General features: G+C 70.5%; 13 protein-coding genes. 4 read left to right on the top strand and 9 right to left on the bottom strand.

The annotated features are described in order from the left end of the window. Positions 1-120 precede the first annotated feature (120 nt). The 3 genes from bpln_RS23355 to bpln_RS36010 form a co-directional block, all read right to left on the bottom strand. The gene (locus bpln_RS23355; RefSeq protein ID WP_055140138.1) at positions 121-1605 is read right to left on the bottom strand and encodes a SulP family inorganic anion transporter; all 1485 of its coding nucleotides are present in this window, start codon (positions 1603-1605) and stop codon (positions 121-123) included. A gap of 756 nt (positions 1606-2361) precedes the next feature. Further along, on the bottom strand, positions 2362-2985 hold the full coding sequence (locus tag bpln_RS23350; protein ID WP_148654139.1) for a hypothetical protein: 624 nt from the start codon (positions 2983-2985) through the stop codon (positions 2362-2364). A gap of 97 nt (positions 2986-3082) precedes the next feature. After that, positions 3083-3286, bottom strand: coding sequence for a hypothetical protein (locus bpln_RS36010; RefSeq protein WP_148654138.1), 204 nt, complete (start codon positions 3284-3286; stop codon positions 3083-3085). Positions 3287-3552: 266 nt separating this feature from the next. On the opposite strand from bpln_RS36010, the gene bpln_RS23345 reads away from it, so the two are divergent. Beyond that, positions 3553-4719, top strand: a complete 1167-nt coding sequence (locus bpln_RS23345) for a porin (RefSeq protein WP_042627632.1) — start codon at positions 3553-3555, stop codon at positions 4717-4719. 37 nt (positions 4720-4756) lie between these two features. Here the strand turns inward: bpln_RS23345 and bpln_RS23340 are convergent, their stop codons facing one another. The 3 genes from bpln_RS23340 to bpln_RS23330 all read right to left on the bottom strand — a co-directional run bounded on the left by bpln_RS23340 (position 4757) and on the right by bpln_RS23330 (position 7271). Further along, on the bottom strand, positions 4757-5158 hold the full coding sequence (locus bpln_RS23340; protein ID WP_042627631.1) for a VOC family protein: 402 nt from the start codon (positions 5156-5158) through the stop codon (positions 4757-4759). 112 nt (positions 5159-5270) lie between these two features. Then, the gene (locus bpln_RS23335; protein ID WP_042627630.1) at positions 5271-5834 is read right to left on the bottom strand and encodes a GNAT family N-acetyltransferase; all 564 of its coding nucleotides are present in this window, start codon (positions 5832-5834) and stop codon (positions 5271-5273) included. A gap of 327 nt (positions 5835-6161) precedes the next feature. After that, positions 6162-7271 carry a lactonase family protein gene (locus bpln_RS23330; RefSeq protein ID WP_042627629.1) on the bottom strand — a complete coding sequence of 370 codons (1110 nt, stop codon included), beginning with the start codon at positions 7269-7271 and terminating at the stop codon, positions 6162-6164. Between the two features lie 619 nt (positions 7272-7890). Here bpln_RS23330 and bpln_RS23325 point away from each other — a divergent pair. After that, positions 7891-8598, top strand: a complete 708-nt coding sequence (locus bpln_RS23325; RefSeq protein WP_055141187.1) for a hypothetical protein — start codon at positions 7891-7893, stop codon at positions 8596-8598. A 56-nt stretch (positions 8599-8654) separates the two neighbouring features. Here the strand turns inward: bpln_RS23325 and bpln_RS23320 are convergent, their stop codons facing one another. After that, complete coding sequence (locus bpln_RS23320) at positions 8655-9617, bottom strand: LysR family transcriptional regulator (RefSeq protein ID WP_042627628.1); 963 nt, start codon at positions 9615-9617, stop codon at positions 8655-8657. A 137-nt stretch (positions 9618-9754) separates the two neighbouring features. Here bpln_RS23320 and bpln_RS23315 point away from each other — a divergent pair, with 137 nt between their 5' ends. Together bpln_RS23315 and bpln_RS23310 are read left to right on the top strand one after the other, a co-directional pair. Then, positions 9755-11326 (top strand): UxaA family hydrolase, encoded by a 1572-nt coding sequence (locus tag bpln_RS23315; protein WP_171907280.1) that lies wholly within the window; start codon positions 9755-9757, stop codon positions 11324-11326. 127 nt (positions 11327-11453) lie between these two features. Then, positions 11454-12518, top strand: coding sequence for an Ldh family oxidoreductase (locus bpln_RS23310; RefSeq protein ID WP_055140136.1), 1065 nt, complete (start codon positions 11454-11456; stop codon positions 12516-12518). Between the two features lie 73 nt (positions 12519-12591). On the opposite strand, the gene bpln_RS23305 is transcribed toward bpln_RS23310, so the two are convergent. Then, entirely contained in the window at positions 12592-13179 is a 588-nt protein-coding gene (locus bpln_RS23305) for a LysR substrate-binding domain-containing protein (protein ID WP_244486989.1), read from the bottom strand. Between the two features lie 57 nt (positions 13180-13236). Further along, a complete protein-coding gene (locus tag bpln_RS23300; protein ID WP_042627621.1) occupies positions 13237-14574 on the bottom strand; it encodes an MFS transporter in 1338 nt (445 codons plus the stop codon). Between the last annotated feature and the right edge of the window lie 393 nt (positions 14575-14967).

The raw sequence follows: 14967 nt of genomic DNA, 5'->3' as shown, positions 1-14967 counted from the left end.
GTCAGGGCGGCGGGAAGCCGACGCGCGGCACCGGCAAGCCGGGGGCGACGAGGTCGATGAAGTCGATGAGGCCGGCGCTCTCGCGCCGACGCGCGGCGGTGGCGTCCCGGGCGGCGTCCATCAGTGCGGCAGCCCCGTCTGGCCTCCCGCTCCCGCCTTGTCGTGCGTCGCGTACCGGTCGATCATCGACGCGCTCGCGCGATCGAGCCCGAACAGCTCGACCTGCACGCCACGGCGGCGGAACTTGTTGACGATGCGGTCGAGCGCGTCGATCGCGGTGATGTCCCAGAAGTGCGCATGCGACACGTCGAGCCGCACGCGCGCGACCGGCTCGTGAAAATCGAACTGCGCGACGAACGCCTCCGACGACGCGAAGAACACCTGCCCGCGCACCGTGTAGCGCCGCTCGCCAGCGGCCGCGTCGAGCGTGCCGTCGACCGCCAGCACGCGCCGCACCTTCGAGGCGAAGAACAGCGCCGAGAGCAGCACGCCGACGAACACGCCGATCGCCAGGTTGCCGGTGGCCACCACGATCGCCACGGTGGCCAGCATCACCACCGACGAGCTGGCCGGATGCGTGCGCAGGTTCGCGATCGACTTCCAGCTGAAGGTGCTGATCGACACCATCACCATCACCGCGACCAGCGCCACCATCGGGATCTGCCGCACCCAAGGCCCGAGGAACACCACCAGCACCAGCAGGAACGCGCCGGCCACGAACGTCGACAGGCGCCCGCGCCCGCCCGACTTCATGTTGATCACGGTCTGGCCGATCATCGCGCAGCCCGGCATGCCGCCCAGCAGGCCCGCGGCGATGTTCGCGCAGCCCTGGCCGCGGCATTCGCGATTCTTGTCGCTCGGCGTGTCGGTGTAGTCGTCGACGATGGCGGCCGTCATCAGCGATTCGAGCAGCCCCACCACCGCGATGCCGATCGAGTACGGCAGCACGATGCGCAGCGTGTCGAACGTGAGCGGCACGTGCGGGATCGCGAACCCGGGCAGCGCGTCGGGGAACGCGCCCATGTCGCCGACGGTGCGCAGCGGCAGGTGGCAGGCCAGCGCCAGCGCGGTCAGCACGACGATGCAGGCGAGCGGCGACGGCACCGCGCGCGTCACGCGCGGCAGCAGGTAGATGATCGCGAGGCCGAGCGCGAGCAGGCCGTAGACGGTGACCGGCACGCCGCGCAGCTGCGGCAGCTGGGCGAGGAAGATCAGGATCGCGAGCGCGTTGACGAAGCCCGTCATCACCGAGCGCGACACGAAGCGCATCAGCTCGCCGAGCCGCAGCAGGCCGGCGCCGATCTGCAGCACGCCGGCCAGCATGCCGGCGGCGAGCACGTACTGCACGCCGTGGTCGCGCACCAGCGAGGTGAGCAGCAGTGCGACCGCGCCGGTGGCGGCCGAGATCATGCCGGGCCGGCCGCCTGCGATCGCGGAAACGACGGCGATCACGGAGGCGGCGTAGAGGCCGACTTTCGGGTCGACGCCGGCGATGATCGAGAAGGCGAGCGCTTCGGGAATCAGCGCGAGGGCGACGACGATGCCGGCGAGCAGATCGCCGCGAGGGTTGCCAAACCACTCGTGGCGTAGGGTACGGGCATGCATGGCGGGTTCCAGGGTGGAGCGTTGGGGGCGGTGCCGCGCGGCGTCGGGGCTCGCGCGGCCGGCCCGGCCTTCGGGCGCGGACGGCATCCGGTGCCGCCGGCGCGCGGCACCCGGCAAGCGGATGCGTGGACGCCGGCAGGCGTTCGTGTGAGAGCACGGCTGGACGGGACGGCGCCGGGCGTGCCGCGCAAGGCGGACGGCACGGGCGACATCGGTCCGCGAACCCCCGATCGGTCGGGCGAATGAACAGACGACGGAGGGGAGTTCGCGAGCGATTACATGGGTAGCGGGGTCGTAGCGGGGTCGTAGCGGGGTCGATTCGGACGGACAGGACGACGCGCACGGCCGGCGCGCCGGCAAGCTGCGGGCGGGCGGCGGGAACGGGTGCTGCGGTGCGGCATTCTAACCGCATCGCCGGAGCTCGGGCAAACCCGGGCGAGACGGCCGGCGGGGAAGCGGCTCGGGGGGCGGGTGAAAGCATCGCACGCAGGCGTGCCGCACTGCCCCGATCGCCTTGGCGGGCCCGGACCGATGCGCGGAGCCAGGCTGCACCGGCCGATCCGGCGGCCCGAACGGCCGTCGCGGACACGGCAGGCTGAACTGCCTGGGCAGGCTGACTGCCTGAGCAGGCCCGACGGTCCAGGCTGTCCTCACGATCCGGAAATCCGGGCCACCGGAGCGGCCCCGTCGGCCCAAGCCGCCTGCGCCGCCCCGACGGCCCAAGCCGCCCAGCCGGCTCAGCGGGCCCGCGCCGCCTCAGCCGCCGATCGCGTGCCGCACGATGCCGTCGAGATCGTCGGCGAGCCGCGCCGCGCCCTCGCCCGGCTGGCCGATGCCGAACTCGTGGCGCACCGCCCCGCCGTCGATCAGATAAAGGCTCCAGGTGGTATCGGCGGCCGATTTCGAGCGCAGCGTGTGGGTCGAGATCCAGATCGCGTCGGCGTCCGAGCGGATGCCGGAGAGCTCGCCCGTGCTCAGCGGCCCGTCGTTGCGTGCAAGCGCGCGCAGCGCGAAGCGGCCCCGCGCGTCCTGCGAGGCGGCCGTGACGATGCGCGAAACGCGCCGCGCGTCGTAATCGACCACGATCCAGATCGCCTGCGGCGTCATGAACCCGCCGCGCACCAGCATCAGCCCGTGGGCCGGCGGCGTGATCGCGCCGAGCAGGAAATCGATCGCGCAGTCCTGGCAGACGTAGCCGCGCGGCAGCAGCTGCGCGCCCGTCATGCCGGCCGGGATCGGCGGCGAAGGCGGCGGCGGCAGCTCGCGCGGCGCGCCGCCGGCGCAGGCCGACAGCAGCGCGGCGGCGGCCAGCGCCGGCACGAGCAGGCCCGGAAGTCGGAATGAACGCCGGCGCGGGGCGGGAGACGGAACGGGATGCAAGCGTGCGCTCCTTCGGTGGATCGGAAATGAAACGGCGCAAGCGGCGCGAGCGGAACAGCCGGCGACGGATACGGACACGGATACGCGACGCGCGACATCATCGCATCGGCATGCGGCCCCGGCAATCGTGAAAGCCACGCGCAAACCCATTCCAAACATCATGAAAGCCTCGCCATGCCGCCACGCCGATTGCCGGGGTTTCACAAAAAGCGGAATCCGCCGGAATCAGGCGGTACCGAATAAAAAATATAAAAAATCGTTCTGTTTTTTTGATACCACGACCGGCTGTTTTGAATGCCATTTTTATTTTCGGCGTTCTAAGATGCGACCCGTTGCCAATTCAGTGAATCGCGCCGGATTGCCGCGCCAAGGCCGCCCTGCAAGCCTGTCGCCGGTCCGACGGCAATTGACGAAAACGCTGCGCCGAGTGGCGAATGATTCGCGCTTTCGTCCATTTTCCGAATGCCGGCGCGCGCCTCTCCCGGCGCAATGTGAAACCCGCATTACGCGCCGCATGGCGCGGCCGGCCGATTCCGGAACCGTCATCGTCCAACTGGAGCCTTTTCGATGAAACCCACCCTGATCAGCGCCGCGCTCGTCGGCGCGCTCGCCGCCTCGGCATCCGTCCATGCGCAAAGCAGCGTCACGCTCTACGGCCTGATCGACACCGGCCTCGTCTACACCAACAACCAGCTCGGCCACAGCAACTGGCAGGAGAACAGCAGCTCCACGCAGAACACCGTGTTCGGCCTGAAGGGCAGCGAGGATCTGGGCGGCGGCCTGCACGCGGTGTTCAAGCTGGAACAGGGTTTCCTGCTCAACAACGGCGCGCAGGCGTTCTCGGGCGACGGCTTCGGCTCGCAGGCGTGGGTCGGGCTGCAAAGCGACCAGGCCGGCACGCTCACGCTGGGCCGCCAGTTCGACGTGTTGAACGATCTGGTCGGCCCGCTCACGGCGGAACTGAACACCTGGGGCGGCAGCATCGCCGCGCATCCGTTCGAGAACGACAACCTGGCCGCGAACTCGGTGGTGGTGAACAACACCGTGAAGTACGCGAGCCCGACCTGGCGCGGCCTGACCTTCGAAACCATGTACGGCTTCAGCAACAAGGCCGGCAGCTTCGCCGACAACCGCGCCTACGGCTTCGCGCTGTCGTATGCGCAGGGCCCCGTCAACCTCGCGGCCGGCTACCTGCAGTTCGCCAACGCCGGCAGCGGCGCCGGCGCGATCACGGCCAGCGACGCGAGCGCGAATTTCGTCGCGCGGCGCCAGCGGATCTGGTCGCTCGGCGGCAACTACACGTTCGGCGCGGCCACCGTCGGGCTGGTCTGGAGCCACACGCAGATCGACGACGCCACCGGCGTGTTCTCGTTCGGCACCGGCACCTATCTCGGCGCCGGCGACAGCTCGGCGGGCGGCCTGAACGGCACGCTGCGGCTCGACAACTACGAGGTCAACGCGAAGTACGCGCTGACCAGCGCGCTCAGCGTGTCGGGTGCCTACACCTACACGCGCGGCGCCTACGACGGCGCGTCGCCGGGCTGGAACACCGCGATGCTGCAGACCGACTACGCGCTCAGCAAGCGCACCGACGTCTATCTGGAAGGCGTCTACCAGAACGTCCACGGCGCGCCGGCGGGCTCGGTGCTCTCGCACGCGATGATCAACACGCTCTCGCCGTCGTCCACCGACACGCAGGTGGCCGTCACGGTGGGCCTGCGCCACACGTTCTAAGCCGGCACAGCGGCGGCGGCGGCGGGCGCGGCGCGGCTCATTCGGCGCGCCCGCCGCGCCATGCCGCCCGCTGCAGAACGGTGCGGTAGCCGTCGGGATCGACGTAGGTGCGCCCCTGCGCGTCCCAGTACGGGTTGAACGACGCGACGCGCGCGAAGCCGGCCGCCTCGAAGCGCGCGCAGGCGGCGGCCCAGTCGGCCGCGTCGGGCAGGTAGAAGACGATCAGGTCGTCGACGGTCGGCGCCGGCGCGACCGGATGCGCGCGGCAGACCGTGAATTCGAAGTGGTAGTCGAGCCCGTCGCGGCCGAGCATCACGCCGTCGAAGCCGGCATGGGCCGCGAAGCGGCCGACGACGTCGAGCGCGAGCGCCTCGCGATACATCCGCGCCGCCCGTTCGAGATCGCCCACGGGCCGGGCCACGCGCATGAGGGTTCGCATCGGATCTGCCTCGTGTCGGAGATGAAACGCCGATGATAAGCGCGGATCGCGCGCGGCGCCGTGGCGTGGGGCAGTTCCGTCGGCATGGGGCTCGGCCGGCGAGCGCGGTGGATCAGGCCGCCGGCGCGCGGTATTCGTCGCGCAGCAGGGCGTATTGAACGAGATCGCGAAACTCGCCGTTCCAGTAGCCGGCCTGCCGCTGATAGCCTTCGCGCGCGAACCCGAGCGCGGCCAGGATCCGCAGCGAGGCGTCGTTCTCGGGGTGGACGCGCGCCTCGACGCGGTTCAGTCCCATCGTGTCGAAGCCATGCTCGAGCACGGCGCCCAGCGCCTCGCGCATGAAGCCCTGCCCGCGCGCGCCGCGCGCGAGTTCATAGCCGATCGTGCAGCTGCGCCATGCGCGGCTCCAGCGAAACAGCCCGCAGGTGCCGATCAGCGCGCCGTCGATGCGGCGCTCGATGCCCCAGCGCACGCCGGTGCCGGCGATGCGCCACGCCGTGAACGTATCGATCAGCCGCGCCGCCTGCCCCGGCGCCGTCATCGGCTCGGAGCCGTACCAGCGCATCGCCTCCGCGTCGCCGTGGATCGCGTAGAGCGCCGCCGCGTCGGCCGGCGCCAGCTCGCGCAATACGAGCCGCCGCGTCTGCAGGCGGGGAAAGGAGTCGAGCGGAGTCATCGTGGATCGGGGGCCGCGAACGGCGTGGACAAGGGATCGGCCGGATGCGAGATCCTCGCACGGCGGCCGCGGGCAAGGCCAGCCCCGATCGTACCCGGCCTTGATGACGGTCGCGCTTTTGCGGCGGAATCGGATCCCGGCCGGACGCCGAAGCCTGGCCGACGCCTGCGCGACGACTCCGGAATGCCGACACCCGAACGCCGAAGCCCGCACGCCGACTACTGGATACCGGCTCGCGAACAGTGAAGCCCGGCCTCCGGCTCCCCGATGCCGGCTCCCGGCCGCGCCGCCCCGCGGCGGTGCATGCCGGCATCCTTACCGACCGGATCAGTCCGCGTTCGAACCCGGGAAGTCGACGATCTCCACCCAGTTCGCGCCCTTGCCCACCGGCGTCTCGCCGAGCGCCGTCAGCGCGCCGGTGGCCCGATCGATCCGGTAGGTGCGCAGGGCGGTGGACAGCTGCCCGACCGCGAGCAGGTAGCGGCCCGACGGATCGATCGCGAAGCCGCGCGGCTGCTTCTCGGTCGGCACCGTGCCGATCCGCGTCAGGTGCCCGTTGCCCTGGTCGACGCGATAGATGCCGAGCGTGCTGGAGGTGCGCTCCGACACGTAGAGGAACCGGCCGTCCGGCGTCAGGTGCAGGTCGGCGCCCCACGGCGTCTGCGCGCCGAAGCCGGCCGGCAGGATCGACACGGTCTGGACCGGCCGGGCGCGATCGTGGTCGCGATCGAACGCGAGCACGTGCAGCTTGCCGTCGAGTTCGTCGATCAGGTAGACGAAGCGGCCGTCCGGCGCGAACCGGAAGTGGCGCGGCCCCGAGTGCGGCGGCAGCGCGTAGCCGGGCGTCGCGTCGGGCGTCAGCCGGCCGGTGGCCGCGTCGAAGCCGAGCCGCAGCCAGGCGTCGGCGCCGAGCACCGAGGCGAACGCCACGCGATTGTCGGGCGTGGTCAGGATCGCGTGCGCCTTCGGGCCGGTCGGAATGGTCTGCTGCACCGGCCCCGCCACGCCGTCCGCGCCGATCGAATTCACGGCGAGCAGGTTGCCGTCGTAGGACGCCGAGAGCAGGTAGCGGCCGGTGGCGTCGGTCGAGATGAACGGCATGCTGTTCGCGAGCGGCGCGCTGCCGAGCTGCGTGAGGCGTCCGTCGAGCGGATTCGGCGCGAAGCTGAGCACGCGGTACGGCTGCGAACGGATGCCCGCGTAGAGGCGTCGATGGTCGGGCGACAGCGCCATCGGCATCACCGTGCCGCCCACGTCCACCGTCTCGACCGGCGTCACCGCGCCCGAGCCGGTATCGAGCCGCAGCACCGAGATGTCGTGGCTGTCGGCGTTCGACACGTAGGCGTAAGTGGCCGCATGGGCGGCCGCGACCATGGCCAGCGTGCTGGCCAGGGAAATCGCCGCGACCAGCACGCGCGGCGCGCGTCGGTTCTTCATCGTGGTTCTCCTCCTCTATCTCAACTGTCGTCAGACAACTAAATTACGCAGAACACCCTGTTTCTTCATGACATGGCGGGCATGCATTCCGTACCGTGATGGCGGTTTGTAATTTGTGTCAAGCGACATCGTACCTCTTGAAGGAACGCGACACAACGCTCCACGACCCGAATCCCGGTCCGGCCGCCATCATGCCGCCGCGAACAGGCGGTGCCTCGGATCACCCATGGCCCGGTGACGACGCCGCGCCTCCGGGCCACCGACTCAGGCCGCTTCGACGAACACCGGCGAACCTGCAATGGTCTCGCCAATCATTCAGTCATGCGAATCAAACCGCTTTCCCGGTATCGATGCACGCACAACCATTTCCCCGCGACACCGCCATGTTCGGTTGCCATGCCCGCATCACGACGGCCGGCCAACCTGCCCCGCCCGTCACGTCGGCACGCATTGGCAACGCGCCGAAAGATTGTGTCCGCACCATGCCGCAGCGCAGCGGCGCCTGCTCTGCAACATGTTGCAGAGCGTAAAACCATCGACCGATGCGACGCGTTTGCGCTACATTCGCAAGCTAAGGCACGCCGCCACCGAAACCGATGCCCACCATCACGAGGAAATCATGCGTGTTAACCGATCCCATGCGCGCCCCGCGGCGCTCGTCGCCGGCTCGCTGCTGACCCTGACGCTCGCCATCGGCGCCCACGCGCAAGGCAGCGCGCCCGCGGCCCCCGCCGGCGTGCAGTCGACGCAACCCGTATTGCCGGTGATCGCAACGATCGCCCCGATCTTCAACCAGCTCGTCTACTTCCGCCTGCCCACGCGCTTCGTGTCGATTTACGAAGGCACGCATGCCGACGACTACGCGCACGAATGGGTGCTGCCCGGCGAAACCAATGCGAACTGGACGCAGATGATCACGCTCACGGGCGCGCAGAACGTCATCGCCAAGCACCCGGAAGCGAACGCGAAGAGCTATGCGACCAGCATCGCGGCCGGCTTCCAGCGCGCCTGCCCGCAGAGCTTCGCGGCCAAGGGCATCTTCGACGGCAAGCTCAACGGCAGCGATGCGTTCTCGATGGTCGTCAGCTGCGGCAACGCCGCCGCCAGCGCGGGCCACAGCGAGACCACGGCGATCACCGTCGTGAAGGGCGCCAAGGACCTGTACACGCTGCAATGGGCGCAGCGCGGCCCGCAGGCCACCAAGCCCACCACCATCGACGCCGAGATGTGGCTGCAGCGGATCCGCAACCTGATGCCGCTGAAGGTCTGCCCGATCGTGGCCGGCGAAAAGGCGCCGTACCCGAGCTGCAGCGCGAACGTGTCCTGAACCCGGCGGATACCACGCAGGCAGCCCGCCGCCGCCCGTAGCGCGCCCTCCGCGCGCTACGCTTCCTGCGCCGCCGCGCGCTCGCTCGCGCGCCGCCGCAGGATCGCGATGAATTCGTCGACGGCCGGCGGCAGCGGCTCGTTCTTGCGCGTGATCGCGCTGTAGTGGCTCATGCTGCGGCGCACCGGGATCGGCAGGCAGGCGAGCACGCCGTCGTCGAGCGACTTGCGCACCACCGCCATCGGCTGCAGCGAGATCATGTCGGTCGACTGCAGTAGCTCCAGCGTCGAGAAGATCGACGGCGTCTCCACCATGCCGACCGGCGCGACCCGTCCCGCGCTCGCGAAGGTTTCCTCGAACAGCTGGCGAATCGCCGTGGCGGGCGGATAGAGAATCCACGGCCACTGGCCCAGATCGGCCATGTCCACGCGGCGCGCGCCCAGCAGCGGATGGTGGCGCCCCACCACGAAGCAGACCGGCTCGTCCGACAGGGCAATCGCATCGAAGATCGCATGATGGCGCGGCTCGGTGAGCCGGCCGATCATCAGGTCGAGCTGCTTTTGCTCCAGCCACGCCGTGAGCTGATCGCTGCTCTGCTCGACCAGCTTGATCACGAGCCGCGGACGCCGGCCGTGGATCTCGCGGATCGCCGCGATCACGAGCTGCGCGGCCGAGGCCGAAATCGCCCCCACCGTCAGGTGCCCGTAGCCGCCGCCCTGCTGCGTGACGAACTCGCCGGCGAACCTGCCGAGATCGGCCATGGTGGTGTTCGCGTAGCGGATCGCGAGCAGGCCCAGGTCGGTCGGCCGCATCTCGCGCGGCAGCCGCTCGAACAGCCGCGCGCCCAGCATCGTTTCGATATCGCCGAGGATCTTGGTGGCGGCCGGCTGCGTCATGTGCATCTGCTCGGCCGCCGCGCGCAGGTTGCGCGTGCGGCCGAGCAGTTCGAGCAGCTGCAGGTGGCGAAAGCGCAGCTTCGACGGCAGCGTGGCGGGCAGCAGCAGGGTTTGTCGGGACATGAGGGTAAACCTGAATTCGGCGATAACCGGATGGAATCGAGTCTAGCAATTCTTCGATTGGACGTTTATCGATGGCAACCATACAGTGCAGCGATGCGGGGCCCATCCCCCCTTCCCCGATCCGAACGAGACCTCCCATGAAGCCCGACACCGCTCCCCCGGCCTCCGGCGCATCCGTGTCCCCCGCCCTGCCCGGCGTGCTCACGCTGCACCCCGACGACGACGTGTCGATCGCGCGCCATCAGCTGGTTGCGGGCGCAACCATCGACGGCGGGCTGGCGGTGCGCGGGCTGGTGCCGGCCGGCCACAAGATCGCGCGGCGTGCGGTGGCGGCCGGCGCGCCGGTGCGGCGCTACGGGCAGATCATCGGCTTCGCCTCGCGCGCGATCGAGCCTGGCGAGCACGTCCACACCCACAACCTGTCGATGGGCAGCTTCGAGCGTGACGGCGCGATCGGCGTCGACGCGAAACCGACCGCGCCCGGCACCGGACGCGCCACGTTCGACGGCATCGTGCGAGCCGACGGCCGCGTCGCGACGCGCAACTACATCGGCATCCTGACCTCGGTGAACTGTTCGGCCACCGCCGCGCGCGCGATCGCCGACCGCTTCCGCCGCGACGTGCATCCCGAGGCGCTGGCCGACTATCCGAACGTAGACGGCGTGGTGGCGCTGACCCACGGCCTGGGCTGCGCGACCTCCACCGACGGCGAGGCGATCACGCTGCTGCGCCGCACGCTCGGCGGCTACGCGCGACACGCGAACTTCGCGGCGGTGCTGGTCGTCGGGCTCGGCTGCGAGACCAACCAGATCGATGCGCTGATGCGCGACCAGTCGATCGAGCGCGGCGCAACGCTCGAGACCATGACGATCCAGGCCAACGGCGGCACCGCCGCCACCGTCGCGGCCGGGGTGGCCGCCGTCAAGGCCATGCTGCCGGCCGCCAACGCGGCGCGGCGCGAGCCGGTGGACGCCCGGCACCTCACCGTCGGCCTGCAATGCGGCGGCTCGGACGGCTATTCGGGGATCACCGCGAACCCGGCGCTCGGCGCGGCCGTCGACCGCCTCGTCATGCACGGCGGCACCGCGATCCTGTCGGAGACACCCGAGATCTATGGCGCCGAGCACCTGCTCACGCGCCGAGCCGTGTCGGCCGAGATCGGCGAAAAGCTGCTCGCGCGCATCCGCTGGTGGGAGGACCATTGCCGGCGCATGAACGCCGACCTCAACAACAACCCCTCGGCCGGCAACAAGGCCGGCGGCCTCACCACGATCCTCGAGAAATCGCTCGGCGCGGTCGCCAAGGCCGGCACCACCAACCTCGTCGACGTCTATCTCTACGCCGAGCCGGTGCGCGCGGCGGGCCTCGTGTTCATGGACACGCCCGGCTACGATCCGGTGTCGGCCACCGGCCAGGTGGCGGGCGGCGCGAACCTGCTCTGCTTCACCACCGGGCGCGGCTCGGCCTACGGCTGCGCGCCGGCGCCGTCGCTGAAGCTCGGCACCAACACCGCGTTGTGGCGGCGCCAGGCCGAGGACATCGACATCAACTGCGGCACCATCCTCGACGGCGAGACGAGCATCGACGAACTCGGCCAGCGGATCTTCGAGCGCATGCTCGCCACCGCCTCGGGCGCGCCCACCCAAAGCGAGCTGCACGGCTACGGGCAGAACGAATTCGTGCCCTGGCACATCGGCGCGACGCTGTGACGAACGGCGCGCCGCGCGCCCGGCCGGCGCTTGCCGTTTCGCGCCGAGCCGCGTGCAAGCCATCCTCGCAACCTGTCCTCGCAACCCGTCTTCACAACCCGTCCCCACGACCCATCCCGACGATTCCATGACCCCCGACGCCCGTTACTCCGCCACCGAGTTGCAAGACTTCGCCCGCGCGCTGCTCGGCGCCGCCGGCCTCGACGCCCGACATACGGGCGCCGTCGCCGACACGCTCGTCGACGGCGACCTGATGGGCCACGACACGCACGGCCTCGCGCTGCTCGCGCCCTACGTCGGCGAACTCGAGCGCGGCACCATGGCCCGCAGCGGCGAGCCCGAGGTGCTGTCCGACCGCGGCGCGAGCCTGCTGTGGGACGGCCACCGGCTGCCCGGCCCGTCGCTGGTGCGAAGCGGCATCGACACGCTCGCCGTGCGCGCGCGGCAGTACGGCAGCGCCACGCTCGTGATCCGCCGCAGCCATCACATCGCCTGTCTCGCGAGCTACCTGGAGCGCGCCACCGCCGAGGGCTTCCTGATCGTGCTCGGCAGCTCGGACCCGGCCGCGAAGAGCGTCGCGCCGTTCGGCGGCACGCGCGCCGTGTTCACGCCGAACCCGATCGCGGCCGGCATCCCGACCTCGGGTACGCCGTTCCTGATCGACATCTCCGCGTCGCTGGTGACGAATGGCATGAGCTCGCGCCTGCACAAGGCCGGGCAGCAGTTCGAGGAAGCCTGCCTGATCGACGCCGACGGCAACCCGAGCCGCGACCCGGCCGTGCTCTCGACCGAGCCGCCCGGCACGATCCTGCCGCTCGGCGGCCTGCCGTTCGGGCACAAGGGCTTCGGACTGGCGCTGATGATCGAGGCGCTCACGGGCGGGCTGGGCGGCCACGGCCGCGCCGATCCGCCGGACGGCTGGGGCGCGACGGTGTACCTGACGCTGCACGATCCGTCCGCGTTCGGCGGCGAGGCCGGGTTCCGCCGGCAGATGGACTGGCTCGCCGAGGCCTGCCGCAACAACCCGCCGCGCGACGGCTTCAGCGAAGTGCGGATGCCCGGCGACCGCGGGCTCGCGCGCAAGCGCGAGCAATTGCGCGACGGCGTGCGCCTGCATCCGGCGATCGCGCCGGCGCTCGCGGCCTGCGCGCGGCGTTACGGGCTGACGCCGCCGGCCGCGCGTAGCAAGTGACGTACACGACGCCCGGCGGCAAGCCGGGCGCATCGACCCGCATCGCCGCCGCGCGGGCGCGCCATGCGCCCGGCTACCCGCGGCCGGCGGCCCGACCCGGGCCGTCGCGAGGCTTCCGCCGCTGCCCCGCGCATTCGGCACACAAGAACTCGACGAACGCCTGCTGCACCGGCGTGCCGAGCCAGTCGGGCCGCTGCGTGTAACCCACCACGCGGCTCGCCTCGGGCGCCTCGAGTTCGAGCGCGGCCATCGCGCTGCCGGGATAGAGCTCGTCGATCTGCGAGCGCGGCAGCACGGTGATGCAGTCGCTCTCCACCAGCATCGCCATCATCATCGGCAGCGAACTCGTCTCCACCACCAGCGGCGGCTTGTCGGGCAGCCGCGCGAGCAGCGCGTCGATCACGGCGCGGCGCGGCACGTTGCGCTGCGGCACGACCCAGTCGAACGCGGCCAGATCGCGCGCGGCGATGGTCCGCTGCAGCGCCAGCCGGTGGCCCTTGCGCACGGCGATCACGTAGGGATCGGCGAACAGCTGGGTTTCCTGGACGTCGGCCGTGGCGCGCGGGGATGAACTACCGCTGGTGACGCGCACCATGCATTCGCGCCGCGTCCGGCGGACCGGACCGCTCGCGCCGGGCTCCGGCGCGAGCGACTTCACCATTCGGGAACATCGCGGGACACCGCGCGGCATCGCATGCGCCGCGCGCGGTACGACACCTCAGTTCGACGCCTGCGCCTCGCGCGGCGGCACCGGCTCGCCCACCAGCACCCAGTAGCCGATCATCGCGACCACCACCACCACGGCCCCGACGTAGAGCGCCGGCTTGAACGAGTGCGAGGCGGCCACGATGAAGCCCGTCACGACCGGCGCCAGCGCGCCGCCGAAGTAGCCGCCGAAGTTCTGCATCGCGCCGATCGAGGCCGTCGAGTTGGCCGGCGCGGCCACCGAGGCCATCGCCCAGGCCGCGCTCGACGAGATGTACATCAGCAGCATCGACACCGAGATGAACACCACCGCGAGCGTGGTGTTGTCGGTCAGCGCGGTCAGCGTCGTGAACACCGCGATGCCGAGCAGCGAGGCGACCATCGGATACTTGCGGCTGTTGATGGTCGAGACGCCGTGACGCGCGAGCACGTCGCAGATCCGCCCGCCCGAGAGGCTGCCGATCACGCCGAACACGTAGGGCACGGCGGCCACCCAGCCGGTGCGCGCGATCGTCAGGTGGTGCTCCATCTGCAGATAGGTGGGCAGCCACGCGTTGTAGAGCCAGAGCACGTAGATCGTGCCGAAGAAGCCGAGCAGCATGCCCCAGGTGGTGCGATAGCGCAGCAGGTGGCGCCAGTCGGCCCAGGTCGGGCGCGTGTTGGCGAGGCCGTCGGTGTCGTCGAGATAGGCGCGCTCGCGGTGGGTCAGCGTGACGTGGCGCGGGTCGCGGTGCAGCAGGTAGAACGCCACCGCCAGCACCAGCCCGGCCGCGCCCATCACCACGAACATCCAGCGCCAGCCCACGTTCAGCATCAGCACCGTGAGCAGCGGCGCGGAAATCGCCGTGCCGAGCGTCGAGGAACTGTTCCAGATGCCGGTGGCCGTGCCGCGCTCGTGCTTGGCGAACCAGTCGCGCACGATCCGCGCGCTGGTGGGGAACTGCGGCGCCTCGCCGACGCCGAGCACCATGCGCGCGGCGAAGAACGTCGAGAAGCCGTTGACGATGCCGCCGAAGGTCTGCGCGATCGACCAGAGCCCGAGGCTCGTGGCCAGCGTCAGGCGCGCGCCGAGCCGGTCGATCATCATGCCGGCCGGCAACTGCGCGAATGCGTAGGCCCACAGGAACGCCGACAGCAGCAGCCCCATCTGCGGCACCGAGAAACCGAGGTCGTGGCGGATCAGCGGCGTGGCGATCGACAGCGTGGCGCGATCGAGGTAGTTGACCACGCCGCTCATCAGCAGCAGCGTGAGCGCCGTGCGCTGGATGCGCCGGATGCGCGGCGAGGCGGCATCGCTCGCGAGCTCGGGCGCGGCATCGGCCGGCAGCGCGGCGGGGGTGGAAGGCTTCATCGGGTGTCTCCTGGCAGTCTCGTTCAGCTTATGGCCGCCCGGTGGGCCGGGCGGATTTTCTCGAACCTGGAAAGCAGCCGGCATCGCGGCGCCCGGGGCGTGACGCGGACGCCGGGCGCGGGCCGCCTCGCCCGCACGGTACCGGTTCCGACAACATACAAGCGCCGCGCGATGAAAATCCAATCAAATTTTACGGGGGAGCGATTCCATTTCTTTATCGCGCGTTAGGGGCTAACCCGTTGCGGGTCAGCCCTGACGACAAGGCCGCGAGCCGTATCGCCGGTGCCTTGCCGGCCTGCCGGTCACGCGCCCCGCAAGGCGGGAATATCGTTCCGTACTCGTGGTTTCTGCGATAGCCGGCCCGTGCCGGCTTGGCCTATTCCGCCACCATCG

It is taken from the genome of Burkholderia plantarii, assembly GCF_001411805.1.
GTDB lineage: Bacteria > Pseudomonadota > Gammaproteobacteria > Burkholderiales > Burkholderiaceae > Burkholderia > Burkholderia plantarii.
The sequence above is the reverse complement of the archived record's forward strand: the minus strand, read 5'-3'. Positions and strand labels throughout refer to the sequence as shown.